Raw genomic sequence first — 26,649 nt, forward strand, 5'->3', positions numbered from 1 at the left:
GCCATGACGATTTCCACCCTCACCCTCAACCCGGCGATCGATCAGACCGTCACCCTCGACGCCCTGAAGCCCGGATCGGTCCACCGCGCCCGCTCGGTCTGGTCGGATGCCGGGGGCAAGGGCGTCAACGTCGCCTGCTGCCTCGCCGATTGGGGCCTGCCCGTCGCCGCGACCGGCATCCTCGGTCAGGACAACGCCGCTCCCTTCACCCAGACTCTTTCGGCCAAAGGCATCGACGACCGCTTCGTCTGGATTCCGGGCGAGACGCGCACCAACCTCAAACTGTTGGATGCCGGCACGGGCGACACCACCGACATCAACCTGCCGGGTCTCGATATCGGCCCTTCCACGCTCGAGGCGGTGCGGGCCGTTCTCCTGGATCTTGCCCGCGACGGCAGCCTCGTGGTGCTGGCCGGCAGTCTGCCGCGCTCATTGCCCCCCGAGACCTATGCCCGGCTGACGGGCGAAGTGCGGGCCCGCGGCGCCCGTGTGGTTCTCGACGCCTCCGGCCCAGCCCTGGCCGCGGCTCTGGCCGCCGGCCCGGGCGCCCTCCCCTACGCCATCAAACCGAACCGGCACGAGCTCGAGGAATGGGCCGGCCGCCCGCTCGGCGAGCCCGCCGCCCTGCTCGACGCGGCCCGACGGCTTCAGGCTTTGGGCATTGCGCTGGTCTGCGTGTCGCTGGGCGAGGCGGGCGCCCTGTTCGTCTCAGGCGAGGGCGCGCTGCATGCCTTCCCCCCGGCGACACGGGTGGCGAGCACCGTCGGCGCGGGCGACGCCCTGGTCGCCGGCCTCGTCGCCGGCCTCCACGACGCCCTGCCGCTGCCCGAGCTCGCCCGCCGGGCCCTGGCCTTCGCCGCGGGCAAGCTCAGCCGCACGGGGGCCAACCTGCCGGGGCGCGAGACCGTGGACGGCATCGCCCGGGAGATCCGGGTCGACCCTCTCGACTGAACAAGGCCGCCCTCAGGGGCGCGATGGACCCGGCGGTCGGCGAACGCCCCGCACGAACGACAGGCGACAGGAGGAACCCATGGCACAGCTCTTGGCCGTGGTGGGAGGCGGTGACCTCTCCACCCACGCCGTTCTCGCGGCCGAAGCCCTGCGCAAGGCGGCGGGGCGGCGCAACGCGCCGCTGGCGCTGGAGATCCGCGGCAAGGGCGGGGGCAACCCGATCCCCGAGGCGACGATCGCGCAGGCCAGGGCCGTGCTCCTCGTCGGCGAGGGCGATCTCGGTGAGGGGCGGTTCGGCGCGCTGACCCGTGCGCGGGCCGCCATCGACGACGTGCTCACCGACGTGAACGCCGTGCTCGACCGGCTCCTCGCTGGAGCATCCGCGGCGCCGGGCGCGGCGGCGGCGGCCGCCCCCAAAAGAATCGTCGCGATCACCTCCTGCCCCACCGGCATCGCCCACACCTTCATGGCGGCGGAGGGGCTTCAATCCTCCGCCAAGGCCCTCGGCCACGACATCCGCGTCGAGACGCAGGGCTCGGTCGGCGCCCGCGACGCCCTGACCCCCACGGAAATCGCGGCCGCCGATGTGGTCATCATCGCGGCCGATACCGGTGTCGACCGCGCGCGATTTGCCGGCAAACGGCTCTACGCCACGAACACCAAGGCGGCGATCCGGGACGGCAAGGGCCTGATCGCCACCGCGCTGGCCGAGGCGCAGCTTCAGGATACGGGCGCTGCCGCCGAAGCCGCCGGCCCGGCCCGCCCGGCCGCCGCCGAGAAGAAGGCCGGCGCCTACAAGCACCTGATGACCGGCGTCTCCTTCATGCTGCCCTTCGTGGTGGCGGGCGGCCTGCTGATCGCGCTGGCCTTCGCCTTCGGCGGCATCGACGCGATGAAGCCGGAGAATGCCGGCACGCTCGGCTACGCGCTCGGGGAAATCGGCGCCAAGGCGGCCTTCGCCCTGATCGTCCCGGCGCTGGCCGGTTACATCGCCTACTCGATCGCCGACCGGCCCGGCATCGCGCCTGGCATGATCGGCGGCATGCTCGCCGCCAATCTTCAGGCGGGCTTTCTGGGGGGCATCGCGGCGGGCTTCATCGCCGGCACCGTCACCGCCTTCCTCAACAAGCAGATCCGCCTGCACCGGAACCTCGAGGGGCTGAAGCCCGTCCTGATCCTGCCGCTCCTCGCCACCACGATCACCGGCCTGTTGATGGTCTACGTCGTCGGTGTGCCGGTGGCCGCCGTGCTCGCCGCGCTCACCGACTGGCTCAAGGGCATGCAGGGGGCGAGTGCCCTCGTGCTCGGCCTCGTCCTCGGCGGCATGATGGCGGTCGATATGGGCGGACCGATCAACAAGGCGGCCTACGCCTCCTCCGCCGCGCTGCTCTCGTCCGGCGTCGACGCCCCGATGGCCGCGGTGATGCTCGGCGGCATGACCCCACCGCTCGGGATTGCGCTCGCCACCCGCCTGTTCCCCAACCGCTTCACGAAGCCGGAGCGCGAGGCCGGCGGCGCGGCCGCCGTATTGGGCGCGGCCTTCATCACCGAAGGCGCCATTCCGTTCGCCGCCGCCGACCCGCTGCGGGTGATCCCCTCCATGGTCGCCGGTTCGGCGGTGGCGGGCGCCATCGCGCTCACCTCCGGCGTGACCCTGAAGGTGCCCCATGGGGGCCTGTTCGTCCTGCCGATCCCGAACGCGGTCACGAACTTGCCCGGCGCCCTCATCGCCCTCGTCGCCGGCACGCTGGTGACGGGATTGCTGGTGGGCCTCCTCAAGAAACGGGCGGCGTAAGCATCTCCCACCGAGGGAAGGTGGGGTGAAACCGGCCCGTTGAGGGGCGGCACTGTCCAGGCGCCTCCCTCAACCCCGCCCGGAACGGTGAGCAGCCTATCCGCCGCGATCGTGAATGCAGCAACCGGAGCCGTCCGCCCTCACGCCCGAAACGGCTCGGGACGTCCGGCGAAGGTGACACGTGCCGCGCCCATCGCCCGCTCTCATCAGAGCATCCGGCACAGATCGGGAACTCTTACACATCAACGCAAGAACTCGCTTACGTGAGGGGGACGACATGAAGGCGGTGACAGCAGCTTGGGCCATGCTCGGCCTCGGCGCCGTGCTCGGGGGACCGGCTCACGCTCAGGAGGCTGCGCCCGCGCCCAACGACCCGTTACCCGCCCTCGCCGTCGCCCCCGTCGCCGGTCCCGCCGCCCTGCGTCGCCCGGCGCTCCGCCGCGTCGTGCGCCGGGCTCCCCCCCGCCGCACCTTTGGCGACGATGGCAGCGCGGCGGCCGCCGCCGACGTGCTCGGCCAGAGCGCGACGCCCCCGACGTTGCCACCGGGCACGTTCGATCTCGGCAATGGCCTGTCGTTTCTCTTGAACTACACTGGCCAAGGTGCGGCCAATCCGGTCGGCGGTATCCGTCAGGGCACGGCCTGGGCGGGCCAATTGTTCTTCGGCATCGACGCCGATCTCAGCCGCTTGGCCGGGCTCGACGGTGCCTCCGTCCACATCGCGGTCACCAATCGCCACGGCCGCAGCCTGGCCCAGGACCTGATCGGCAACAACACCAGCGTCCAAGAGATCTATGGCGGTGGCCAGACCACCCGCCTCACGCTGCTGTCCTACCAGCAGAAGCTGTTCGACAACCGCCTCGACATCGAGGTCGGGCGCTTGGTCGCCAACATCAACTTCCTCAACTCGCCGATCTACTGCAATTTTCAGACAAACTCGGCCTGCGGCAACCCGACCTTCGTGTTCAAGACCTCGAACTTCACCTTCTGGCCGGTGTCGAGCTGGGGTGGACACGCCAAGGCATGGCTGACCGACAAGGTGTTCTTCCATGTCGGTGCCTACGAGGTGAACCCGCTGCACCAGCAGCCCGGCGACAACGGCCTCGACTTCTCGACCAAGGGGGCCACGGGCGCGATCGTGCCGTTCGAACTGGGCTACACGACGACGTTCGCCAACGACGTGCTGCCGCGCAATTACGGCGTCGGCGGCTGGATCGACCGCTCCGACTATCCCGACCCCGTGCGCGACGTGACCGGCGGTCGCGCGGTACTGACCGGGCTCGATCCACGCACCCGGTTCGGGCGCTCCGGTGTGTATGCCCGCTTCGACCAGATGGTGTGGCGCCCCGACCCGACCGCCATCCAGGGCTTGACCCTGTTCGGCGTCGCCATGACGGGCACCGGGGGCCGGCTCGTCGAGGATTATTTCTTGGAGATCGGCGCCTTGCAGACCGGCACCTTCGCCGGGCGGCCCTACGACACCGTCGGCTTCGTCATCAATACGCAGAAGTTTTCGCCGCTGGCGCTCTCAAACATCTACGCCGCCCAAGCCTCGCTCGGCGTGGCGCGAAACATCCCCGAGCACCAGATCATGATGGAGCTGAATTACGGGATCCAGGTCACGCCCGCGATCCGGCTGACGCCGAACCTTCAATACATCGTCAACCCGGATCAGACCCGCTTCCCGTACCGCACCCGGAACATTCCCGACGCGCTGGTCGTCGGCGCCAAGCTCTCGGTGGATCTGTTCACGCTGGCCGGGCTCGCCCAGGGCCCCGGGAGCCGGTGAGCACCACGAAAAACGGCGCGCCGATCGAGGGCGCGCCGGTTGAGGTGACTCGCGGTCTCAGGAACGAGTGCGGGAACAGTATGCAATATACCAGTAGGCGTCCACCGCCCGGAGTAACATTCGGAACGATTTCTCACGTTTCCGTGTTCGCCGGCCCCACCCGGCACGCCGCCGTGAGCCGGTGGAGCGCCGCTGCCGTGGCATCCTCCGCGGCCTGCTCGACCGCGCGGTAGGCCGCCACGATCTCGGTGCCGAGATCGGAGAGTCGCGCACCGCCCCCGGCCCGGCCGCCGGCCTGGGACTCGACCACCGCCGCGCCGAAGCCGCGATTCATCGCCTCCACCAGCATCCAGGCGCGGCGGTAAGACATGCCCAGCGCCCGCGCTCCGCCGGAGATCGAGCCATGCTCGGCGATGGCCTCGAGGAGCCGCACCTTGCCCGGCCCGAGCCGGTGATCCGGCCCGAGATCGATGCGGATGCTCAGCCGTGCCACGACCCGTCCCGCGGCGCTTACTTCTTCGCCAGGGCGTCGGCGAAGGCGACGATGCGGTTGCGGGCATAGGTCGGCACGCCCGCGCTGATCGAGGAGCCGGTGTTGAACGAGGAATTGCCCATCAGCACCTGCACCGGCAGCAGGTTCTTGAGCACCGGGACACGGGCATATTCCTGCTTGCGGTCGAGCACGTCGGCCTTGATGGCCAGAGCCATGTAGGTCGTCACCACGGTCGCGTTCGGATCATTCGGGACCGGTTGCAGCACCGCCAGGAACTTGCCGAAGCGCAGGATCTGGTTGACCCAGAAGATCGTCTGTTCGAGCCCGCCCGCCACCGGCGTCTCGATCCGGGTGAGTGCGGTCAGCCCCGCCGCCTCGGCCGGCGGTAGCACCCGCAATTCACTCTGGAAAGAGACGAACTCGGCGATCTTCTTGGACGAGCCGAGTTCGAGCTTGTTGGCGAGCTTCACCCCCAGGGGCAGCTTGCCCTCCAGATCGTAGCGCGACTCGATGCAGCTGCCGCCCCCGCCGCACCAGGGCCGGTCCGGGCGCTTGGCGAAGCTGGCGGCCGGATCCTTGGTCGGCGTGGCATCCGCCGGCTCCAGGCGCTTGTGCCGGATCACCGGGTCCATCCTGGCGAGGAAGTCGAGATTGGCGAAGGCCGACAGGTCGATAGCGGAGGCCGGCTTGGCCACTACGAAGCGGCCCTCCGCCACGTAGACCTTGAGGGTCTCGTGGCGCTGCTTGGTCACGCCATTGACCGTCTGGACGTAGTCCGGCTCGCTGTAATTGGGCCAGGGCGACAGCGCGGCGGCCTCCGCGGGGCGGGCCTTCCGCCATGCCTCGAAGGCGATGAGGCCGTTCTCGGGATTGGTGGACGCCGTTTCGCGGGAATCGCGGAACAGCACCGTGCCGGGCTTGAGGGTCGTGGCGTCGGCGGGGCTGAGCGCCGCCACATCCTTCACCCGCTCGGAGATCGCGGCGGGCATCGGGACGCCGGTTGTCGCCCCCGTAGCCGCCCCCGTGGTCGCTCCCTTCGCCGCCTCCTGCGCGTGGGCCGGGCCTGCCAGGGCGAAGGCGAAGAGCAGGGTTGCCGGGAAATGCCTGGACACAACGGACCTCGGGAAGACGATGGGAGGCGGGACCGGGCCCGCGTCAGTAGCGCGGGTCGTCGCCGAACAAGTAGTCGGGATCGCGGCGGCGCTGGCGGGGGCGCGGCTCGTCCTCGAAGGGCGAGCCGAACGGCGAGGGATTGGCCTGCCCGTAGCGGTCGCGGCCGGGCCAGGGGCGCTCCTCCTCGCGCCGGTCGCGGCGCAGGCCCCAGGGATCGTCAGTGCGCCGATCGGGATATTGGGGATCGGCGGAGCGCGACTCGCGGCCATAGGGGTCGTAGGCGTCACGCCGGCCCTCGCCCATCATGTTGCCGAGGATGTCGCCGGCCACGTCCGCCCCGTCCTCCGAATTGCCGAAATCGCCGTCCTCCGCATCGGGGCGCATGGCGTAGAGCGTCTCGCGGGGCACCAGGGCATATTGCGTGTCGGCGACGCGCCCGTCCTTGAGCCGGAAATGCTCGATGAAGCCGCCGCCCGCGACCCGCTGGCCGCTGCGGGGCTCGATCGGCAGATCGGCGATGAGGGCCTTCGCCTCCGGAGAGGGCGGGGCCAGCGGCGTGCGCGCCACGCCGTTCGCCCAGGCGGCCTGGAAGATCGTCCTGGCGATCGGCACAGCCACATGCCCGCCGGTCTGGCCACGGCCCAGCGTCTTGCGCACGCCGTCGGCGTTGTCGTAGCCGGCCCAGACCACCACGGTGATCTCGTTGGAGAAGCCGGCGAACCATGCGTCGTTCTCGTTCTCCGAGGTGCCGGTCTTGCCCGCCACATAGGCGGAGACGCCCGACAGGGCAGCCGCCGTGCCGTGCTGCGTCACGCCCTGCAGCATGGTCTTGAGCTGATAGAACGCGACCCGGTCGGCCGAGCCGATCCGCACCGGCGCCTTGGGAGGACGGGCATAGACAGGCTTGCCGTCGCGCTCGATCGATTCGAGCGCGTAGGCTGAAGGCCGCGCGCCCTCGTTGGCGATGGCCGCGTAGAAGCTCGCCAGATCGATCATCCGCACCGGCTGGGCGCCGAGGACGAACGGATAGTAGCGCTCGCATTCGGCGTAGAGCTGCGCTTCGAGCGCGATGTCGCAGACCCGTTGCAGGCTCTGCGGCGCGTTCTTGGCGATGCCGCCTTCCAGCAGGCGTGCGGTGACGAGGTTCTTCGAGAATTCGAGGCCGCGCCGGATCGTCGTCGCCCCCGAGCCCCCGCCGTCGTAATTCTTCGGCGACCACGAGGCGCCGATGCCGCCGATGGGCGGCAGCGTCACGGGCGCGTCCATCACCAGGGTGTTGGGCTGCATCCCGGCATTCAGCGCGGCGAGATAGGTCAGCGGCTTCAGGGTGGATCCCGGCTGGCGGACGGTCTGCGTCACCCGGTTGAGCTGGCTCAGGGGATAGGAGAAGCCCCCGGTCATCGCCAGGATCTTTCCGGTGCGATTCTCCAGCACGATGGCCGCACCCTGGACCGAGGGACGCACCCGAAGGTCGGCGCGCAGGCTGCCCTTGCCCTCCCGCAGGCGCACCCGCACCGCGTCGTAGAGCTGAAGCCTTCCGCGGGCGGGACCGGGGTCGAGGCTCGCGACCCGGCCGTCCGCCAAGCCGACCTTGATGCCGTTCTTGCCGGTCTGGAGCACCACGGCGAGCGGCCAGCGCAGATCGTAGAGGGGGGCCCGCGTCGATTCCAGCGCCCGCTGCCATGCGGGCTTGACGACGGGCGCCTTCGCCACGGACAGGGCTTTGGCCCCCTTCACGCCCTTCGGCAGCGGCACGGCGGGCGGCGTCTCCGGCGCGGGCTCGGCCACCGGCGCGGCGGCCTCGAAGCGCTTGACGGCGTCGGCAAGGTTCAGCTCCGGCCCCTCGTAGCGGGCGCGGCCGGTGCCGCGCTCATAGGTCGAGAGTCCTTCCTGAATCGCGCCCTCGACCGCACTCTGGAGCCCGGCATTGACCGTAGCATGGACCGTGTAGGAGGCGTTCGTCAGCGATTCCAGCCCGGCGAAGGTGCGGGATTCCCGCGCCAGATGATCGACCAGGTAGAAGCCGGACTCGCGTCGCGCCGTGTCCGGCGGCTTGATGCCGAGGTCGCTCCTCAGCGCCGCGTTCATCTGATCCTCGGTGATCGCGCCGTCCTCCTTCATGCGGGTCAGCACGTAGGCGCGGCGTTCGCGGGCGCGGTCCGGGTACTTGTCGGGGCTGTAGTAGTTCGGCCCCTTGGGCAGGCCGGCGAGCAGGGCCGCCTCCGGCACGGTCAATTGCCCCACCGATTTCCCGAACCACGAGCGGGCGGCCATCTCGATGCCGTAGGCGCCGCGTCCGAGATAGATCCCGTTGAGATAGAGACCGAGGATCTTGGGCTTGGTCTGAAGGCGCTCCAGGCGCGAGGCCACGATCATCTCGCGGATCTTGCGCTCGTAGGTGACGTCGTCGCCCACCGAGAGGTTCTTGACCACCTGTTGCGTGATGGTGGAGCCGCCGGCCGGGCGCCCCGGCGAGGCGAGATTGCCGACGAAGGCGCGGATCACGCCGCGCTCGTCGATGCCGTGATGGGTGTAGAAGCGCTTGTCCTCGGCGGCGACGAAGGCTTGTCGGACGAGGTCCGGCACGCCCTCGATCGGCACGACGAGGCGCCGCCCGTTCGGCTCGAAGGTCTCCGAATAGGGCTTGCCGGCCGCATCCAGGATCACGCTGGCGCTGGCGAGCTTGATGTCACGCAGGGCCTCGGCCGAGGGCAGGTCCTTCACGGCGTTGTTGTAGAAGGCGATCACCGCCCCCGCCTCGAACGGGGAATTGGTCGGGCTCTCGCCCTTGCAGAACTGCTTGTAGCTCGTGTTCAGCTCGTTGATGTCGAGCCCGTGCAGGATCTTGGGCGCATTGTCGCCCGCGACCGCGCTCGGATCCTCCATGGCGGTGGTGATCAGCTCATCGAGGTTGATGTCCTCGATGTCGAAGCTCTTGCGCATATGCGCGCAGCCGTCGCGCAGGATGCGGACCACCTCCGGCCCGTCGGTCGCCGGGTCGAACTGCGTGCGCACGGCGTCGGGCCGCGTCGTGACTTGGCTCAGCGTCAGCGCGGTCGCGAACAGCTTGATCAGGATGGCGTTCATCGAGCCTGCGCGGGAACCCGGGGCGATTGGGCCTCAACGCCCGAAACGCCGATCATGCGGCGCACAACGCGGCTGATTTATGATGAAACGCAGCCTGTCCCCTCCCCCGTGTGGGGAGAGGTCAGGGTGAGGGTGCCGCCGGCGGCACCACGGAGCGTCCCGCGCCCGTCGCCGCCCCCGCAGCAGGGGGCGGCGGGAGAGCCAGAGCGCTTACGGCGCCATGTCCGGCACGGCCTTCACCACGCCGCCCGTGGTCTCGGGGGCGGCGTTCACCGGAACGGTGACGGCGGCCGGCTTCGGCGGCGGGGTGAGCTGCAGGTGCTCGCTGGTATAGGCGAGTTCCTCGTAGGCCTTCTGCGGATCGGCATTGAGCTTGGTGCCGTAGCTCGGGACGATCTTGCGGATCTTCTCCTGCCACTCGGCGCTCTTCACCCGATCGGCGAAGACCTTCTCCAACACGGTCAGCATGATCGGCGCGGCGGTCGAGGCGCCGGGCGAAGCGCCCAGCAGCGCCGCGATGGTGCCGTCCTTGGCCGCGACGACCTCGGTGCCGAGCTTCAGAACGCCGCCCTTCTCCGGATCGCGCTTGATGATCTGCACCCGCTGACCGGCCTGGACGAGGCGCCACTCGTCCTTCTTGGCGTTGGGGAAATACTCGCGCAGGGCCTGATAGCGGTCCTCGTCGGAGAGCATCACCTGACCGGCGAGATACTCGATCAGCGGATACTGATCGACGCCGACCCGCACCATCGGCCAGACATTGCTGGTGGTGGTGGAGGTCAGCAGATCGAAATACGAGCCCTCCTTCAGGAACTTGGTCGAGAAGGTCGCGAACGGCCCGAACAGGATCACGCGCTTGCCGCCGAGCACGCGGGTGTCGAGATGGGGCACCGACATCGGCGGCGAGCCAACCGAGGCCTTGCCGTAGGCCTTGGCGAGGTGGCGCATGGCCACGCTCGGGTTCTCGTTGACGAGGAACGAACCGCCGACGGGGAAGCCGCCGTAATCGGCCGCCTCCGGGATGCCCGAGGCCTGGAGCAGGTGCAGCGCGCCGCCGCCCGCACCGATGAACACGAACTTGGCGTCGACGACTTGGCGCGAACCGTCCTTCAGGTTCTTGGAGGTGATGCGCCAGGTGTTGTCCTTGTTGCGCTCGATGCTCTCCACCTCCGTGGAGGTGCGCAACGAGAAATTCGGGCGGCTTGCCAGCGAGGCGACGTATTGGCGGGTGATCTCGCCCCACTCGACGTCGGTGCCGACCGGCGTCCAGGTCGCGGCGATCGTCTGCTTCGGATCCCGGCCCTCCATCATGAGGGGGACCCACTTGTTCAGCTGTTCGGGATCGGTCGAATACTCCATCCCGGCAAAGAGCGGGCTCGCCTTGAGCGCCTCGTGGCGCTTCTTCAGATAGGCGATGTTCTCGTCGCCCCAGACGAAGCTCATATGCGGGGTCGAGTTGATGAAGGAGCGCGGGTTCTTCAGCACGCCCTGCTGGACCTGCCACGCGAGGAACTGGCGCGTGACCTGGAAGGCCTCGTTGATCTCGACCGCCTTCTCGATCTTCACGTTCCCCTTCGAATCCTCGGGGGTGTAGTTCAGTTCGGCGAGCGCCGAGTGACCGGTGCCGGCATTGTTCCAGCCGTTGGAGCTCTCCAGCGCCACGCCGTCGAGCCGCTCGACCATCTCCATCGACCAGCCGGGCTCGAGTTCGCGCAGCCACACGCCGAGCGTCGCGCTCATGATGCCGCCGCCGATCAGCAGCACGTCGACCTTGCGGGCCTCGCCCGCAGCGAAGAGCGGGCCGCCGGGGAGAGCGGTCGCCGCTGCGCCGGCGAGCGCGCCGCCGATGAGCTGCCGACGGTTCATCGGCATGGAACGATCATGCATGGAAGTGCCTCCAACGTGCAGTCTGCGGTGTCGGCGCCCGTTATTTTTCATTTTATTTTGTGGGCGACTCAAAAATTATTTGCACTCGTTCCGCTAACCTGCGGACAGCGGCCCCGACAGCCGCGGCACGACATGGCAGCCATGCTCAAGCCTCCAAGACGATGATCGGAAATCAGTCGTGGGAAGTGGCACCCTGCCGGTAGGCCCGTATCGACGGGGTCGTCGATGTTTATAGAATATCAGCGGATCCCCTGACGGTCGATCGTCACAATGCGCAACTCGAAAGACCCATCCGGCCCCCATCGCGGCCCGCCGATATCGACGAAGATCCGGATCGTAACCTGTCAATTCAGAGAAGGTCGGGCCGAAATCTTCAGCCGAAGCGCCGCCGCAGACGCCGCCAGCCGATGATGAGCCCGGTCACCGCGACGAGGAAGCCGGCCGAGAGCCAGAGCGCCATCACCGCGTCCCAGACCGGGCGGCGGCGCAGCACCGCGAGATCGAGGGTGTGCAGCCCGTTGAACAACCAGCGGGAGACCCGGTTCGAGCGATCCATCCGCCCGAGGATCTCGCCCGTTGTCGGATCGATATGGATCCAGGTCGCGGCCGGGTCCGCGAAGACGGCGCGCAGAACCGGCAGCGGTCGCGTCTCCCGGGGACCGTACCAGTAGGAATCCTCGGCCTCGATCCGCTCGATGCGCGGCGGCGCCTCCCCCGGCATCAGGCGCGCGAGGGCACGGTGCAGGTTCTCCGGATCCGGCACCGCGGTGCCGCAGCAGGGGCGCGGCGCATCCTCGCCGCAGATCGCGAGGGTGAGCGGGGCATCGCCGACCCGGACGAAGCGGATCTCCTTCAGATCCGGGCAGGTGCGGGTCGCCGCCTCAGGATCGAAGGCGCGCACGGCCGCCTCGGGGCCGAGATAGCGCGCCAGGGCGGCCGGATCCGGCATGGTCGGCGAGAACCAGCGGTTCGGATTCATGGACAGCCAGCCGCTGACGATGAAGGTCAGGAGCGCCGTCCCACCGATCAGGCCGCCGAGATGGTGCCACGCCGCGATCCCGCGATAGGGCGTCGTCCGCCCGTTGGCGTAGCGCGGGCGCAGCCGCAGGCGGGACAAGCCGAGGACGGTGCCGCTCGCCGCCACCGCGATGGCGATGCCGGAGACCCACAGGACCACATCGCGCCACAGGGCGGGCTCGGCCCGCAGGGGCGTGAGGTAGATCCAGTGCGGCACGGCGCCGAGCCAGTTCCAGAACCGCTCCGCCCGCGTGGTGTCGAGGGCGATCTCGCCGGTGCGCTCCGACAGATAGAGGCGCGTCCCGGCGACGTCGCCGAGGGCCACGAGGCGGAACGGGCGCAGCGGATCGTAGCGCTGATGCACCGTCCACTGATCGCGCAGGATCGAACCGAGATCCTCCACCGTCCGGGCGGCGGGGTGGCCGGCGGCGATGAGCAGGAGGTGATCGGAATCGACCCGCTCCATGCGCCGACCGTCGGCGGCGGCGATCATGGTGCGGGCGCCGTCGAGGGCCTGGATGCGATAGACCGGCTCGTCCCCGAGCATGCCGAGATCGATGCGCGCGGGCGGTGCGGTTTGTCGGGCGGCGGCGAAAGCGGCGTCGGGACCGATCAGGCCGGACGACAGGGCCAGCGGCGGCAGGGCGGCGCGGCGCTCGGTCTCCGTCAGTCGCGGGAAGCCGACATACATCATCACCGCTCCGGACAGGAACCAGACGGCGAAGAGAAGCGCGGTGGCGATACCGAGCCAGCGATGGCCGAGCAGGAGCCAGCGCAGGAGGCGTTTGCCGAGGTTTCGCAAGGCGGGATCGATCGACGGGACGGCGAACGCCGTCAGACCGCCGGTCCATAGACCGGCGGTCTGACGGTTGGGAAGTCGGGGATGCGCGGGCGCGGGCGCGTCCGGCGCGGGACCGCGTCAGCGCAGGAGCTGGAGGATGCCCTGCTGGGCCTGGTTGGCCAGCGACAGCGCCGAGATGCCCAGCGACTGACGGGTCGTCAGCGCCTGCGAGTTCGCCGCCTCCTCGTTGAGATCGGCGTTGGTCAGGTTGGCCGCGCCGGTGTCGAGGATGTTGACCAGACGCTTGGTGAAGTCCTGCCGGTTCTGCACCACCGAGAGGTTCGAGCCGAAGGTCGAGCTCGCCGAGCGCAGGGTGTCGGAGGCAGCGCCGAGGCTCGTCAGCGTCGTCTTGACGTCGGCATCGAGCAGGAAGTTGCCCGTGCCCGAGGTTCCGGAGGTGATCGCGTTGAGCTTGAGGCCAACCGCGGTCAAATCCTGGCCCTGGACGTCGAGGTTCGCAGTGTCCTTCTCGTTGAAGGCGATGTGCAGCTTGTTGCTGGTGTCGCCGTTCGAGATCAGATTGATGCCGTTGAAGCTGGCATCCTTGGCCAATTGGGTGATCTGGGTCAGCAGGCTGTTGAACTGATCGGCGAGCTTCTTGCGGGTGTCGACGCCCGACACTGTCAGGTCCGCGCTCTGACCGGCGGTGCTGTTACCCGTGCCGTACTTGTCGGTCGTCGCGGTCCCGCCCGTCGCGAAGCCCAACGCGGTCTGGCTGGCGGTGTCCTTGAACTCGATGTCCGAGCTGGCGTTGAGGACGATCCTCTTGCCCGACGTATCCTTCGAGAACATCGTCGAACCGGCGGAGGTGTTGAGCTTGGTGATGGCCGTGTCGATCGTGTCCGTGGCCAGCAACGTCGTCGTCTTGGCCGTGCCGTTGACGTAGAACGCCACGGTCGAGGCGGAGCCCGCGAAATCGGTCGAGGCGGTGCCGGTGGTGGTGACCTGGGTCGACAGGGCCTGGCTGGCCGTGGACTTGGCCGAGTCGATCAGTTTCTGGATCGAGGTGATGCCCTGGTTGGCCGCTTGGATCGTCTGAACACCGTTCGAGATCGAGTCGAGCAGGGCGCCGAGATCGCCGGAGCGGCTCGTGAAGGCCTGGGCGGTGAAGAAGTTGACCGGGCTGTCGAGGGCCGAGGACACCTTGAGGCCGGTGGCGAGGCGGTTCTGCGTCGTCGAGGTAAGGGCGGCGGTGTCCTGCAGCGAGAGCAGGTTCTGTCGTGTGGCGGAAGAAAGAGTGATGTTGGACGACATGACTGGCTACCCGTTCGAGGCGCATGCCTGATCGGCATTAAGGTTAATTCAGCACAGATGGGTTGCCGTCTGGTTAACGTTGCGACACTTCGCGCCGCTGACCATCGAAACATAGAAAAACGGCCGGAGCGGAACTCCGGCCGTGCCTCGTTCGATTGAAGCGACTTCGTCTCCCGCGCCGGAGCGCGGGAGCGATTGGCCAGGATCAACGCAGGAGCTGGAGGATGCTCTGCTGCGCCTGGTTGGCCAGCGACAGCGCCGAGATGCCCAGCGACTGACGGGTCGTCAGCGCCTGCGAGTTCGCCGCCTCGACATTGAGATCGGCGTTGGTCAGGTTGGCCGCGCCGGTATCGAGAACGTTGATCAGGTTCTTCGAGAACGACTGCCGGTTCTGCACCACCGAGAGGTTCGAGCCGAAGGTCGAGCTCGCCGAGCGCAGGGTGTCGGAGGCGCCGCTGAGGCTCGTCAGCGTCGTCTTGATGTCGGCATCGAGCAGGAAGTTGCCGGTGCCCGAGGTGCCGGCGGTGATCGCGTTGAGCTTGAGGCCGCTCGCGGTCAGATCCTGGCCCTGGACATCGAGGTTCGACGTGTCCTTCTCGTTGAAGGCGATGTGCAGCTTGTTGCTGGCATCGCCGTTCGAGATCAGGTTGACACCGTTGAAGCTCGCATCCTTGGACAGCTGGGTGATCTGGGTCAGCAGGCTGTTGAACTGATCGGCGAGCTTCTTGCGGGCGTCGACGCCCGACACCGTCAGGTCTCCGCTCTGACCGACGGTGCTGTTACCCGTGCCGTACTTGTCGGTTGTCCCGGTTCCGCCCGTCGCGAAGCCCAACGCGGTCTGGCTGCCGGTGTCCTTGAACTCGACATCGGCGCCGGCGTTGAGGACGATCCTCTTGCCCGACGTGTCCTTCGAGAACATCGTCGAACCGGCGGAGGTGTTGAGCTTGGTGATGGCCGAGTCGATCGTGTCCGTGGCCAGCAGCGTCGTGCTCTTGGCGGTGCCGTTGACGTAGAACGCCACGGTCGAGGCGGAGCCCGCGAAATCGGTCGAGGCGGTGCCGGTGGTGCTGACCTGGGTCGACAGGGCCTGGCTGGCCGTGGACTTAGCCGAGTCGATCAGCTTCTGGATCGACGTGATGCCCTGGTTGGCCGCCTGGATCACCTGCACGCCGTTCGAGATCGAGTCGAGCAGGCCGCCGAGATCGGCCGAGCGGTTGGACAGGGACTGGGCGGTGAAGAAGTTGACCGGGCTGTCGAGGGCCGAGGACACCTTGAGGCCGGTGGCGAGGCGGTTCTGGGTCGTCGAGGTGAGCGAGGCGGTGTCCTGCAGCGAGAGCAGGTTCTGGCGGGTCGCGGACGAAAGGGTGATACCGGAGGACATGGGGGCGATCCTATTGGGTCTGGAAGCCGTCGTTCTGGCGGCCCCCGGACATTTCACCCTGCGTCTTGCCGAGACCTTAATCCGATCGGCTATTTCACGCGGTATCGATCGATTCAGCCAAGTCGAACCGGCCCACTCGTGATGATAGTTAAGCAATCCCCCGAGACAAGTCTCACATTCGACTCATTGAGGAACCGGTAACCATGCCGCTGCGCATCGAGCTGAAACCCAACGAACGGCTGATCATCAACGGGGCGCTGATCCGCAACGGCGATAGGCGATCGGTCTTCATGATCGAGAACCAGTGCAAGTTCCTGCGCGAGAGCGAGATCATCTTCGAGGCGGACGCCGACACCGCCGCCAAGCGCCTCTGCGTGACGCTCCAACTGATCTATCTCGCCGACAACCCGGCGGAGGCCGACGACCTGTTCGTGCAGCAGGCGAACCAGTTGCTGGAGGCAGCGCCGAGCATGGCCCCCTACATCCTGGCCATCCAGGACGAGTTGTCCGCCCGGCAATACCACCGGGCGGTCAAGCGGGGCCGCGACCTCGTTGCCTACGAGCAGAGTCTCCACGCCCATCTGGTGCATCCGGACCGCGGAGCGCAGGAATAAGAAGAGGGCCGTGGCCGGATTCCGCGCAAGCGGCGCCGGCACGACCCACCGCACCGACCTCTCTCCGAGCACAACTCGAATATCGGCCTGAATTGCCTCCACCCAGAGCCAAGATCGAGCTTATCCACGCACGCCTGTGAGCCGACGCAACGATTTTGCGACAAATCGTTGTCGAGAAAGACGCATCAATATAGATTTTGCCGCAAGGCGAGCCGTACTGCGCTTGTCAGCAACCTATGTTGATGCCTCTTCGCCTGCCCGCGCATCCGAAGAGTGCTGGAGAGGCGCAAGCATCCGATGGCCGAACCGAGCCCCTCCCCTGATCGGCTCTCCGAAGTATCCCGCTTGGCCGGCGAACTGGCGGATCAGATTCTTCTGGAAAGCATGCTCGGCGCGCCGTCCGTCGCGAAGGTGACGGCCCTCGACGAGGCCGCCCACCTGCTGGAGGATTGCCGGCATCCGGTCCCCGATCTCGTGATCGACGTGCTGAACCGTCTCCATAGCCGGTCGGAGACCGACGGCGCGCCGGACGCGCTGATGGACGGGGCGTCCAGCGACGGGGCCGACGAGGGGGAGGGCATGCGAGGGCGCAGCCGCTTCATCCCGCGCTTCCTCCGCTCCCTGCGCACGCCTTGATCCCTCGAACAACGCGGTAGGCTCACCGGGCGCCCCGGATGAGCCGGAAGGCCGCCATGCCGACGAGCATCGCCGGCACGAAGACCAGGATCGGCAACGCCCCGGTCGAGAGGGCCGCCACCGCCGGGCCGGGGCACAGGCCCGACAAACCCCAGCCGACCCCGAACAGGGCCGCGCCGCCGATCAGCGGCGCGTCGATCCGGCGGCGGGCGGGGAGATCGAAGCGGGTGTCGAGGACCGGGCGCGGCAGGCGGCGGGCGAGCGCGAAGCCCGCCAACGCGACGCTCACGGCGCCGCCGAGTACGAAGATCAGGGTCGGGTCCCAGGCGCCGCCCACATCGAGGAATCCCTGGACGCGGGCCGGGTCGAGCATGCCGGAGAGCGACAGGCCAAGGCCGAAGAGCAGGCCCATGGCGAGGGCCGCGGCGAGACGGGGGGCGGCGCCGGTCATTGAGGGAGCCCGCGAAGCACCGCCACCGTCACCATACCGGCGGCGAGGAAGGTGAGGACGGCGGCCAGCGAGCGCGGCGAGAGCCGGGCGAGACCGGCCACACCGTGGCCGCTGGTGCAGCCCGAGCCCAGCCGCGTGCCGAAACCGACGAGGAGACCGGCGAGCGCCAGGACGGGCAGCGAGGCCACGAAGCGCATCGTCGGCCATTCGCCGGAGAGCCACGCGAACAGGGCCGGCCCACCGATCAAGCCGCCGACGAAGGCGAGATCGGCCCAGCGCCGCTCGCCGCGATCCTGACCGAGCCCGGCCACCACCCCGCTGATGCCGGCAATGCGGCCGTTGAGCAGCATCAGCCCGGCGACCGATAGGCCAATCAGCGCGCCGCCGGCGAGGCCGGCCCAATAGGGGTGCATCGACGTCTCCCTCAATCTCGCGATCTCAGCGTCAGAGCCCGTTCGCATCGAGCCAGCGCAGGGCCCCGGACAGGTCGAAGCCGTGGCGCGCACCGAGCTCCGGAAGGTCCTCGCGGCGCAGGCGCCCGGCGATCACCTCGCCGAGCACCCAGAGCGTCAGTGAACGCGTGCCGCTTCGGCAATGGGCCACCACCGGGCCCGGCGCCGCCTCCACGGCCGCGTGAAACGCTTCGACCGCCGCGCGGGTGATGGTCGGCCCGGTCACCGGCAGGTCGAGATAAGCGAGGCCGGCGCCTTCCGCCGCGGCGCGCTCGGCCGCGGATCCCGGCTGGCTCGGCTCCTCGCCGTCCGGCCGGTTGTTGATCAGGAGCGCGACGCCCTCCCGGCCGAGGGCGGCGATCTCGTCCAGCGAGGGCTGCCCGGCCACGGAGAAGGTTGGGTCGATGATCGTGCGCTTCATGACATCCGCCTCCGGGCCCGAACGGATCGTCCGCACGGGCCGCGATCAGCGGGGTAGCCTGCGGATTCTTTCCGGGCAAGGCTTGCCAAGCGGTCATCCATCCATAAATATCGTTATATAACAATGACTTAGCGAATATTTTGCTAGGGCGAGGAGACCGCGCGATGGAAGTCTTCCCTCACGACGGACGGACTTGGAAGAGATTTCCCGACGGGGCTGCGGCGGCCCGCCAGGGAGCGGAGCGCGGCGGGCCCGTCGGCGGAATGAGGCCGGGCGACGCCGTGATGTTCGCCCGGCTCGATCTCGCCGAGACGCTCGGCATCTGGCGCAATGCCACGGGGCGGGTCGTCGGCACGCATGCGGCGGACGGCGTGTCGGACGGCGCGGCGGACACGGTCGACGTGAAGTTCGAGGGCCACGAGACCCTTCAGGCCTACCTGCCGGCGATGTTCCGGCGCGTGAACTAGGACGCCCCCTCCATGACGACCGGCACCATCGAGGCCCGCGCGGGCCTCGACCCACTCTCCTTGCAGCCTCCCCTGCGCGCCACCCACCGGGGCACGGCGGAAGACGAGGTGTGGCGGGAATTGCGGAGCGAGGCCGAGGCGGCGCTGATCGAGGAACCGCTCTATGCGGGCCTGATCCAGGCCACCGTGCTCGACCAGCGCAGGCTTTCCGGTGCCCTGGCCTACCGCCTCGCCCACCGCCTCGGCGACGGCGACCTGTCGCGGCTCACGGTGCGCGATCTCTGCCTGTCGGCCTTCGAGGCCGATCCGGATCTCTCGGCGCAGGCTGTGCGCGACCTCGTGGCGATCCGCGAGCGCGACCCGACCTGCCGGCGCTATCTCGACCCGTTCCTGTTCTACAAGGGCTTCGCGGCGCTGGAAGGCTACCGGGTGGCGCACTGGCTGTGGGCGCAGGGCCGGGCGACGCTGGCGCTCCATGTCCAGAGTCGCATCTCGGAAGTGTTCGGCTGCGATATCCACCCCGCCGCGCGGATCGGTTCGGGCGTGTTCATCGACCATGCCACCGGCGTCGTCATCGGCGAGACCACGGTGGTGGCCGACGACGTGTCGATCCTCCAATCCGTCACGCTCGGCGGCAACGGAAAGGAGAGCGGCGACCGCCATCCGAAGATCGCCCGCGGCGTGCTCCTGAGCGTCGGAGCCAAGGTGCTCGGCAACATCCGGGTCGGCGAGGGGGCGAAGGTCGCCGCCGCCGCGGTGGTGCTGCACGAGGTGCCGGCTCACACCACCGTGGCCGGGGTGCCGGCCCGCGTCGTCTCGCGACTCGCCGCCGACGACAATCCGGCTCAGAGCATGGATCAATCCTTCGTCGGCTACGGGGACGGCATCTGAAGCGGAGCCGCGCGCCGATTCGAGCTCTTCCACGCGCGGATCACGGCACTTTCGAGCACGTTTCCGCGGCCGCACCTCCGCTTTCGACCCTCCCCATCGACCCGCCTCGTGCATACGGCGGAGGCAGAAGATGAAATTTCCATTCAAGTATTCCGGAATAGAACGCATAGATAGAATTTCATTCTAATTTATTGCCGTTATGGAGAATTTTCATCGATTTATTACCGCATACTCAGAAGTACGTTCTTCGACATAGCTGAAATTGAGAACAAAGTTCTATTGACGGGTGTTCGGGATCAAGCCTAATTTCCGGCCAACCCGGATGGCCAAAACAAGCAGGGCCCGCGGAGGAACAAGACATTCCCAATCTTGAGCCGGACGCGCCAACAACAGCGCAGCGCCGATGCTGGACTTCGTCCGCATCGTTGCGGACGCATGGGCGCTCGTCCCGGCACAGCGAACCGATCACGGAGACGACGACAGATGAGTGGACCAGGCCTGAGCGTGAGCGCATCCGCCGCGCGCAATCTAGCAACCGCGACCGTCACCTCGGTTCAGAACGTCGCCAACACCCCCCGCTTCCTGCTGCGGCTCCTCCCCTTCGTGGACGTCGCGGGCGGCGTCTACCGCGTCAACCGCCGTGCCGTGGTGCTGGCCAAGTCCGGCCGCATCGATCTGGCGAGCGAGGAGGGCACGCGCGCCATCCGTCCCGGCTCGCTGCGCTCCGTGCCGCTGTTCAGCCGCCTGGGCGACGCGGAACTCTCCGCGCTCGCGGGCAAGTTCACGGAGAGCAAGCACAAGGCCGGCGAGACCATTGCCGAGGAGGGCTCGTCGGGCCGCAGCCTCGTCGTGGTGGCCGACGGGACCGTCGAGCTGACCCTGTCGGGGCCCTATAAGGGACGTCTCCGCCAGGGACTGGCCACCCGCGGCGACTATTTCGGCGAGGGCGCCCTCGTCGGCGAGGAGGGTCCGGCCCCGGCCGTGAAGGCGCTGTCGGCGGTCACCCTTCTGACGCTCGATCCGGCCGCGGTCGAGGACGAGGGCATCCGGGCGCGCATCGACCAGTATCAGGAGGAGCGCGACCGGCTGAAGGGCCACACCAATTCCTACGGCGAGCAGGGCATCGAGCTGCTGGCGGTCCATACCGGCGAGCCGCGCCTGCCGACCACCTTCGTCGACTACGAGATCGATCCGCGCGAGTATCACCTCTCGACAATCCAGACGATCCTCAACACCCATACCCGCGTCACCGATCTCTATTCCAATGAGATCGACCAGTTGCGCGAGCAGATCCGCCTCACGGTCGATGCCGTGAAGGAGCGCGAGGAATGGGAACTCCTCAACAACTCGCAATTCGGCCTGCTGCACGAGGTCTCGGGGCGCCAGCGCATCCCGACCCGCTCCGGCCCGCCGACCCCGGACGATCTCGACGAGCTGCTGACGCTGGTCTGGAAGAAGCCCGCCTTCTTCGTCGCGCATCCCCGCGCCATCGCGGCCTTCGGCCGTGAGGCCACCCGCCGCGGCGTGCCGCCGGTCGTCGTCCACCTGTTCGGCGCGCCCTTCATCACCTGGCGCGGCGTGCCGCTCGTTCCCAGCGACAAGCTGCCGATCGACATCGATCCGGCGACCGGGGCGCAGACCACCTCGATCCTCCTGCTGCGCGTCGGCGAGGGCGAGCAGGGCGTGGTCGGCCTGCAGAAGTCCGGCGTCACCGGCGAGATCGAGCCCGGCCTGTCGGTGCGCTACATGGGCACCAACGACCATTCCATCGCCTCGCACCTCGTGACCCGCTACTTCTCGGCCGCCGTGCTGGTCGAGGACGCCATCGCCCGTCTCGATAACGTGCTGCTGGGAAACTACCATGACTACGCCTGACGCCGGGCTCGTGGGGTTTCCGGCTCCCGGCCTTCCGGCCGGCAGCGCGGGCGATCTGGCGCATGCCGATCTCGTCGGGCGTCTCGCCCGCGAGATCTACGGCCAGGGACAGGCGGCCATCGCCCCGTTCCAGCCTCACCTGCCGCAGACGCCTCAAGTCCCCCAGGGCTTGGAGAGCCTTCCCTCCGGTTCCGGGCAGCCCGCGCTGCCCGGCGCCACCCTGAGCGCGCCCCTTGGCACGCCCTCCGTGCCGTCGGGGCCCCTCCCCGCGGGCTTCCAGCCCGACCTGTCGGCGCTGGCGGCCCGCTCGTTCGGCGCGCCGCCGGTCGGCCTGCCGGGCCTTTCCGGCCCGTCGCACGCCAATCCCGTGGGCGCGACGCCCGCGCCGGCGAGCGCGAACGTCTTCGACGTGGCGGGAATTCCCTCGGTGCACCCGCTCCCGAACCAGAACCGGTTTCCGGAATACTTCGTGCCGAGCGTACCGGACGTCGCCGCCGCGATCCCCGGCGGGCCCGACCTGCATCGCCAGATCGCGTCCGACCATCCGCGCGCCAACGGCTTCGCCCACGCGCTGGCGCCGCACCTCGTGCCCGCCGATCCGTCGCAAGGCGGCAAAGCGGGCGGAAAGGATGTGGCGCAGGAACACTTTTCGCGCACCGGCCACCTGCCGCATCCGAGCGTGCCGGCATCCGACAACACGGGCGATTACTACTTCCTGAGCCCGGCGCCTGCGCCCGGGCGCAAGGCCAAGGGTCACGCCCAGCCCCGGGTCGAGCCCTCGCGCCATCACGGCCCCGCCCCGCGGGTGACCTCGCACGGCTCGGTGCCGGCCGGCGCGCCGTTCGACGTCGAGCATGTGCGAAAGGATTTCCCGGCGCTGCATCAGAGCGTGAACGGGCACCGCCTCGTGTGGCTGGACAACGCGGCCACCACCCACAAGCCGCAGAGCGTGATCGACGCGACGTCGGAGTTCTACGGTCGCCACAACTCGAACATCCACCGGGCGGCGCACACGTTGGCGGCGCGCTCGACCGACCTGTTCGAGGGCGGACGCGAGAAGACCCGCCGCTTCCTCAACGCGCCCTCGAAGGACGACATCGTCTTCCTGCGCGGCACGACGGAGGCGATCAACCTCGTTGCCAATTCCTACGGTCGCGCGAATATCGGCCCCGGCGACGAGATCATCGTCTCGACGATCGAGCACCACGCCAACATCGTGCCCTGGCAATTGCTGGCGCAGACGACCGGCGCGACGATCCGGGTGATCCCGGTGGACGACAACGGCGACATCATCTTCGAGCAATACGCCGCGCTGCTGTCGGGCCGCACCAAGATCGTCTCGGTGACGCATGTCGCCAACGCGCTCGGCACGGTGAACCCGATCCAGGAGATCATCGCGCTCGCGCATGCCTACGGCGTGCCGGTGCTGGTCGATGCCGCGCAATCGACGCCGCATATCCCGATCGACGTGCAGGCGCTCGACGCCGACTTCCTGGTGTTCTCCGGCCACAAGGTGTTCGGACCGACCGGCATCGGCGCCCTGTACGGCAAGAAGCACCTGCTGGAGGCGATGCCGCCGTGGCAGGGCGGCGGCCACATGATCGAGGACGTCACCTTCGCGAAGACCGTCTACAAGGGCGCGCCGGAAAAGTTCGAGGCGGGCACGCCGGACATCGCCGGTGCGGTCGGCCTCGGTGCGGCGCTCGATTACCTCGAGAGCGTGGGGCTCCCGGCGATCTCGGCCTACGAGCACGACCTGCTCGACTATGCGCAGGAAGGCTTGGCCGACATCAAGGGTCTGCGCCTGATCGGCACCGCCCGCCACAAGGCGAGCGTGATGTCCTTCACGGTCGATGGGCTCAAGAACGAGACGGTCGCCCACCATCTTGATGCCCACGGCGTCGCCGTGCGCTCGGGGCATCACTGCGCCCTGCCGGCCTTGCGCCGCTTCGGCGTTGACCAATCGGTGCGCGCCTCGCTCGCCTTCTACAACACCCGCGAGGATGTGGACGTGTTCCTGCGCGCGCTGCGGCCCTTGCCGGGGCATGGAGGGCACGGCCCGGGCAAGACCGAGCGCCCGCCGCGATCCCGCGGCGGCCGCTTGGCGTCTGCGAACCGCTTGGCGCACCCTCACGGCGCGGCCTATCACGCCCATCCACAGCGGAGCCGGACCAGCATGAACGCGCCGACGAAAGCGGTTTCGGAGAGCACGCCGTTCTGGTCGGCCCTGTTCACCGATCGGCGGATCGCCCCCGCGCTCGGGCTCGGCTTCACCTCCGGCATGCCGTTCCTGCTCGTCTACGGCACGCAATCGGCGTGGCTGTCCGATGTCGGCATCTCGCTCGCGACGATCGGCCTGCTCAGCGAGCTGACGCTGGCCTACAAGTTCAAGTTCGTCTGGGCGCCGTTCCTCGACCGTTACGACCCGCCGCTGCTGGGGCGCCTCCTCGGCCGGCGGCGCGGCTGGATCGTCGTGGCGCAACTCGGCGTGATGGCGATGCTGACCGGCATCGCCTTCGGCGACCCGGCCCACTGGCTCGCCTGGACGATCGCCTTCTCGGTCGCCCTGGGATTTGCCGGCGCCACGCTCGACCTCGTCATCGACGGATGGCGCATCACCAGCGTGCGCCCGCCCGAGAAGCAGGCGGTGCTCTCCTCCTGGACCGAGATCGGCTGGCGGATCGGCAACCTCGCGGCGGGGGCCGGCGCCCTGTTCCTAGCCGACCGCATCGGCTGGCGCGGCGCCTATCTCGCCATGGGCGCGCTCATGCTGGTCGGCATGGTCGCCGCCGTGTTCGCCCCCGAACCGCCCTCGGACCAAGCGCCCCACCCGCCCCGGGCCGGATTCGTCGATACGGTCTGGAGCCCGATCCGCGACCTGCTCCGGCGGCTCGGACCGATGGCGCCGGCGATCCTGCTGCTGGTCGCGGGCTTCCGCATGCCGGGCTACGTCGCGAATGCGATGGCGGTGCCCCTGTTCAAGCATCAGGGCTTCTCCAACACCGACATCGCCACGGTCACCAAGCTGTTCGGCTTCTGGATCGGGCTCGGCGGCACCTTCCTCGCCGGTGCGCTGATCCCGCGCATCGGCATGCTGCCGAGCCTCCTCATCGGCACCGTCGCGGCCTCGGCCTCGCATCTGAGCCTCGCCTATCTCGCCGCGCATGGCGGCGACGGCGGGACGGCCTTCTGGACCTTCGCGACCGCCGTCAGCATCGACGGGTTCGCCTACGCCTTCGCCTCGGTGGTGCTGATCACCTACATGTCGACCCTGGCCTCGACCGAGCATGCCGCGAGCCAGTTCGGGCTTCTGACCTCGCTCTGCGCCTTTCCCGGCAGCGTGCTCGCCGGGTTCTCGGGATTCCTCGTCGAGTGGACGGGCTTCGCGTGGTTCTTCGTCCTCACCTCGCTGATCGGCGTGCCGGTGGCTTTGCTCGCCGTCTACGTCTGGGCCAAGGTCGGCATCTCCGACGAGGCGCCGCCGCATACGGGGCATTGACCGCATTCCGGCGGCCGGCGCGGGCCCGAATGCCTGCGGAAACAACGACCGCCTTCGCCGTTCTCTCACCGCAAGAGGGGAGAGACGCTTGGTAGGGCGCAGGGTCCGGCGCTGGCGCGACGACGATCCCGATACGCATGGGCCGAAGCCCGATGCGCTCCCGGTCTGCCCGCTCTGCGAGCGGCCGATCCCGCGCCATGCCCGCCAGAGCGTCCATCACCTGACCCCGAAGCTGAAAGGCGGGGCCTGCGGGGCGACCGTGCGGCTCCATCAGATCTGCCATTCGGCGATCCACGCCCGCTACAGCGAGGCCGAGATCGCCCGACGGCTCGCGGAGGTCGAGGCGCTGCGGGCCGATCCCGAGATCGCCCGCTTCCTCGCCTGGGTGCGGGACAAGCCCGACGACTTCCACGCCCCCACCCGCCAGACCCGCGAGCGCCGCGGCGAGGGCCGGGCGCGTCGGTGAGGTTCGGTGACGTTAACCACATCGCCAACATCCGGTGCGGCGGCGGGGCCGGGTTAACCGCGTGCCGTCAGGGTCGCGGATCGTTCGCCCGATCACGAGGCCCGGATTTCCATGGCTGGCGCCACGCAACCCCTCCGCCCGCATCCCGAGGAAGCGTCCCGGCTGGCCTGGGTCGATGTCGCCAAGGGCCTGTGCATCATCCTCGTCGTGATGATGCATTCGACGCTCGGCACCGGCGAGGCGCTCGGGGGCGAGGGCTTCATGCATACGATCGTGGCCTTCGCCAAGCCGTTCCGGATCCCCGACTTCTTCCTGCTCTCGGGCCTGTTCCTCGGCCGCGTGATCGACCGCGACTGGCGCCTGTTCGCCGACCGGCGCGTGGTCCATTTCGCCTATTTCTACGTCCTGTGGGTGCTGATCCAGTCGCTGTTCAAGGTCGGGCTGATCACCGCCGACGCGGTCGGCACGGAGGGTAAGCTCGCGGCCTTCGGCCTGCATCTGGCCGAGGCCCTAGTGGTGCCGTACTCAACCCTGTGGTTCGTCTACCTGCTCGCCGTGTTCTCGGTGGTGACGAAACTCCTGCACCGCCGGGTGCCGCCGCTCGTCCTGCTCGGCGCCGCCGCTTTGCTCCAGCTGCTGCCGACCGCGAGCCTGCCGCTCCTCGTGGACGAGTTCTGCGCCCGCTACGTCTATTTCCTGGGCGGCTACCTGTTCGCCGAGTGGATCTTTCGGTTTGCCGACCGGGTCCGCGCCCGTGCCGGGCTCGCGCTCGCCGGGCTGGCCACCTGGGCGCTGCTGGAGGCCGTACTGGTCTTCGCACCGACGGGCCTGCCCTCGCACCCCTCCGCCGCCGGCCTGCCGGTGGTGAGCCTCGCCCTCGGCAGCATCGGCGCGCTCGCCATCGTCGCCTTCGCCAACCTGATGACCCGCGCCGGCGGACCGGTCACGGCGGCGCTCCGCGCCTGCGGCCAGCGCTCCATCGTGATCTATCTCGGCTTCTTCCTGCCGATGGCCGTGACCCGCACGGTCATCGCCAAGTCGGGGATCGCCATCGATATCGGGCTCGCCAGCCTGATCGTGACGGCGGTCGCCGTCGTCGTGCCCCTCGCCTTCGAGCGTTTCGTGCGGGGGACGCGGCTGGACTTCCTGTTCCGTCGCCCGGCGGCCTTCCACATCGTCCCCGAGCCGGCGCAGTCCCGCCGCGCCTCACCCAGTCTCGCACGCCCGGAACCCGCGCCCGCCCCGTGATGGTTCTCCCCGGCGAGCGCC

21 protein-coding genes and 1 pseudogene are annotated in these 26,649 nt (G+C 68.8%); 12 read left to right on the forward strand and 10 right to left on the reverse strand.

Annotation, left to right across the window (positions count from 1 at the left end):
- The first annotated feature begins 3 nt into the window (after window positions 1–3).
- The 3 genes from pfkB to MFF26_RS09915 all read left to right on the forward strand — a co-directional run bounded on the left by pfkB (window position 4) and on the right by MFF26_RS09915 (window position 4,535).
- Entirely contained in the window at window positions 4–951 is a 948-nt protein-coding gene (gene pfkB, locus MFF26_RS09905; RefSeq protein WP_137827594.1) for a 1-phosphofructokinase, read from the forward strand.
- Window positions 952–1,030: 79 nt separating this feature from the next.
- On the forward strand, window positions 1,031–2,746 hold the full coding sequence (locus MFF26_RS09910) for a fructose-specific PTS transporter subunit EIIC (RefSeq protein ID WP_137827595.1): 1,716 nt from the start codon (window positions 1,031–1,033) through the stop codon (window positions 2,744–2,746).
- Window positions 2,747–3,023: 277 nt separating this feature from the next.
- Window positions 3,024–4,535, forward strand: coding sequence for a carbohydrate porin (locus MFF26_RS09915; RefSeq protein ID WP_238307930.1), 1,512 nt, complete (start codon window positions 3,024–3,026; stop codon window positions 4,533–4,535).
- A 133-nt stretch (window positions 4,536–4,668) separates the two neighbouring features.
- On the opposite strand, the gene MFF26_RS09920 is transcribed toward MFF26_RS09915, so the two are convergent.
- The 7 genes from MFF26_RS09920 to MFF26_RS09950 all read right to left on the reverse strand — a co-directional run bounded on the left by MFF26_RS09920 (window position 4,669) and on the right by MFF26_RS09950 (window position 15,608).
- A complete protein-coding gene (locus MFF26_RS09920) occupies window positions 4,669–5,028 on the reverse strand; it encodes a winged helix-turn-helix domain-containing protein (protein WP_137830095.1) in 360 nt (119 codons plus the stop codon).
- Between the two features lie 17 nt (window positions 5,029–5,045).
- Window positions 5,046–6,140 carry a hypothetical protein gene (locus MFF26_RS09925; RefSeq protein ID WP_137830096.1) on the reverse strand — a complete coding sequence of 365 codons (1,095 nt, stop codon included), beginning with the start codon at window positions 6,138–6,140 and terminating at the stop codon, window positions 5,046–5,048.
- 43 nt (window positions 6,141–6,183) lie between these two features.
- Entirely contained in the window at window positions 6,184–9,228 is a 3,045-nt protein-coding gene (locus MFF26_RS09930; RefSeq protein ID WP_137830097.1) for a penicillin-binding protein 1A, read from the reverse strand.
- Between the two features lie 210 nt (window positions 9,229–9,438).
- Window positions 9,439–11,100: a malate dehydrogenase (quinone) gene (gene mqo / locus MFF26_RS09935; protein ID WP_137830143.1), complete on the reverse strand. Its 1,662-nt coding sequence runs from the start codon at window positions 11,098–11,100 to the stop codon at window positions 9,439–9,441.
- Between the two features lie 388 nt (window positions 11,101–11,488).
- Complete coding sequence (locus MFF26_RS09940; RefSeq protein WP_137830098.1) at window positions 11,489–12,934, reverse strand: PepSY-associated transmembrane domain-containing protein; 1,446 nt, start codon at window positions 12,932–12,934, stop codon at window positions 11,489–11,491.
- Between the two features lie 117 nt (window positions 12,935–13,051).
- Window positions 13,052–14,227 carry a flagellin N-terminal helical domain-containing protein gene (locus MFF26_RS09945; RefSeq protein WP_137830099.1) on the reverse strand — a complete coding sequence of 392 codons (1,176 nt, stop codon included), beginning with the start codon at window positions 14,225–14,227 and terminating at the stop codon, window positions 13,052–13,054.
- Between the two features lie 205 nt (window positions 14,228–14,432).
- Window positions 14,433–15,608, reverse strand: a complete 1,176-nt coding sequence (locus tag MFF26_RS09950) for a flagellin N-terminal helical domain-containing protein (RefSeq protein WP_137830100.1) — start codon at window positions 15,606–15,608, stop codon at window positions 14,433–14,435.
- A 203-nt stretch (window positions 15,609–15,811) separates the two neighbouring features.
- Between MFF26_RS09950 and MFF26_RS09955 the strand changes: the two genes are divergently transcribed.
- Together MFF26_RS09955 and MFF26_RS09960 are read left to right on the forward strand one after the other, a co-directional pair.
- Entirely contained in the window at window positions 15,812–16,222 is a 411-nt protein-coding gene (locus MFF26_RS09955; RefSeq protein ID WP_137830101.1) for a flagellar biosynthesis repressor FlbT, read from the forward strand.
- A 297-nt stretch (window positions 16,223–16,519) separates the two neighbouring features.
- A complete protein-coding gene (locus MFF26_RS09960) occupies window positions 16,520–16,858 on the forward strand; it encodes a hypothetical protein (RefSeq protein ID WP_137830102.1) in 339 nt (112 codons plus the stop codon).
- 22 nt (window positions 16,859–16,880) lie between these two features.
- Here MFF26_RS09960 and MFF26_RS09965 read toward each other — a convergent pair whose 3' ends face one another.
- Genes MFF26_RS09965 through MFF26_RS09975 form a run of 3 tightly spaced genes read right to left on the reverse strand, consistent with a single transcriptional unit; the run spans window position 16,881 to window position 18,182 of the window.
- Window positions 16,881–17,309 carry a DUF6691 family protein gene (locus MFF26_RS09965; RefSeq protein ID WP_137830103.1) on the reverse strand — a complete coding sequence of 143 codons (429 nt, stop codon included), beginning with the start codon at window positions 17,307–17,309 and terminating at the stop codon, window positions 16,881–16,883.
- Window positions 17,306–17,722, reverse strand: a complete 417-nt coding sequence (locus MFF26_RS09970) for a YeeE/YedE family protein (RefSeq protein WP_137830104.1) — start codon at window positions 17,720–17,722, stop codon at window positions 17,306–17,308. The genes MFF26_RS09965 and MFF26_RS09970 overlap by 4 nt, the downstream gene beginning before the upstream one ends.
- A 31-nt stretch (window positions 17,723–17,753) precedes the next feature.
- Window positions 17,754–18,182 carry a protein tyrosine phosphatase family protein gene (locus tag MFF26_RS09975; protein ID WP_137830105.1) on the reverse strand — a complete coding sequence of 143 codons (429 nt, stop codon included), beginning with the start codon at window positions 18,180–18,182 and terminating at the stop codon, window positions 17,754–17,756.
- A gap of 164 nt (window positions 18,183–18,346) precedes the next feature.
- On the opposite strand from MFF26_RS09975, the gene MFF26_RS09980 reads away from it, so the two are divergent.
- From MFF26_RS09980 to MFF26_RS10015, 7 genes and pseudogenes are all read left to right on the forward strand, one after another.
- Entirely contained in the window at window positions 18,347–18,649 is a 303-nt protein-coding gene (locus MFF26_RS09980) for a hypothetical protein (RefSeq protein ID WP_373324408.1), read from the forward strand.
- Between the two features lie 12 nt (window positions 18,650–18,661).
- Entirely contained in the window at window positions 18,662–19,540 is an 879-nt protein-coding gene (cysE, locus tag MFF26_RS09985; RefSeq protein WP_137830106.1) for a serine O-acetyltransferase, read from the forward strand.
- Between the two features lie 483 nt (window positions 19,541–20,023).
- Window positions 20,024–21,415: a family 2B encapsulin nanocompartment shell protein gene (locus MFF26_RS26470; RefSeq protein ID WP_283207399.1), complete on the forward strand. Its 1,392-nt coding sequence runs from the start codon at window positions 20,024–20,026 to the stop codon at window positions 21,413–21,415.
- Window positions 21,402–23,462: pseudogene (locus MFF26_RS10000) on the forward strand (family 2A encapsulin nanocompartment cargo protein cysteine desulfurase); the annotation flags it as partial. The gene MFF26_RS26470 and the pseudogene MFF26_RS10000, both read left to right, overlap by 14 nt.
- Window positions 23,463–23,591: 129 nt before the next feature.
- Complete coding sequence (locus MFF26_RS10005; protein ID WP_137830109.1) at window positions 23,592–24,914, forward strand: AmpG family muropeptide MFS transporter; 1,323 nt, start codon at window positions 23,592–23,594, stop codon at window positions 24,912–24,914.
- Window positions 24,915–25,002: 88 nt separating this feature from the next.
- Complete coding sequence (locus MFF26_RS10010) at window positions 25,003–25,380, forward strand: restriction endonuclease (protein ID WP_137830110.1); 378 nt, start codon at window positions 25,003–25,005, stop codon at window positions 25,378–25,380.
- Window positions 25,381–25,491: 111 nt separating this feature from the next.
- Window positions 25,492–26,628, forward strand: coding sequence for an acyltransferase family protein (locus MFF26_RS10015; protein WP_137830111.1), 1,137 nt, complete (start codon window positions 25,492–25,494; stop codon window positions 26,626–26,628).
- The last annotated feature ends 21 nt before the right edge of the window (window positions 26,629–26,649 follow it).

Source organism: Methylorubrum suomiense, assembly GCF_022179765.1.
GTDB lineage: Bacteria > Pseudomonadota > Alphaproteobacteria > Rhizobiales > Beijerinckiaceae > Methylobacterium > Methylobacterium suomiense.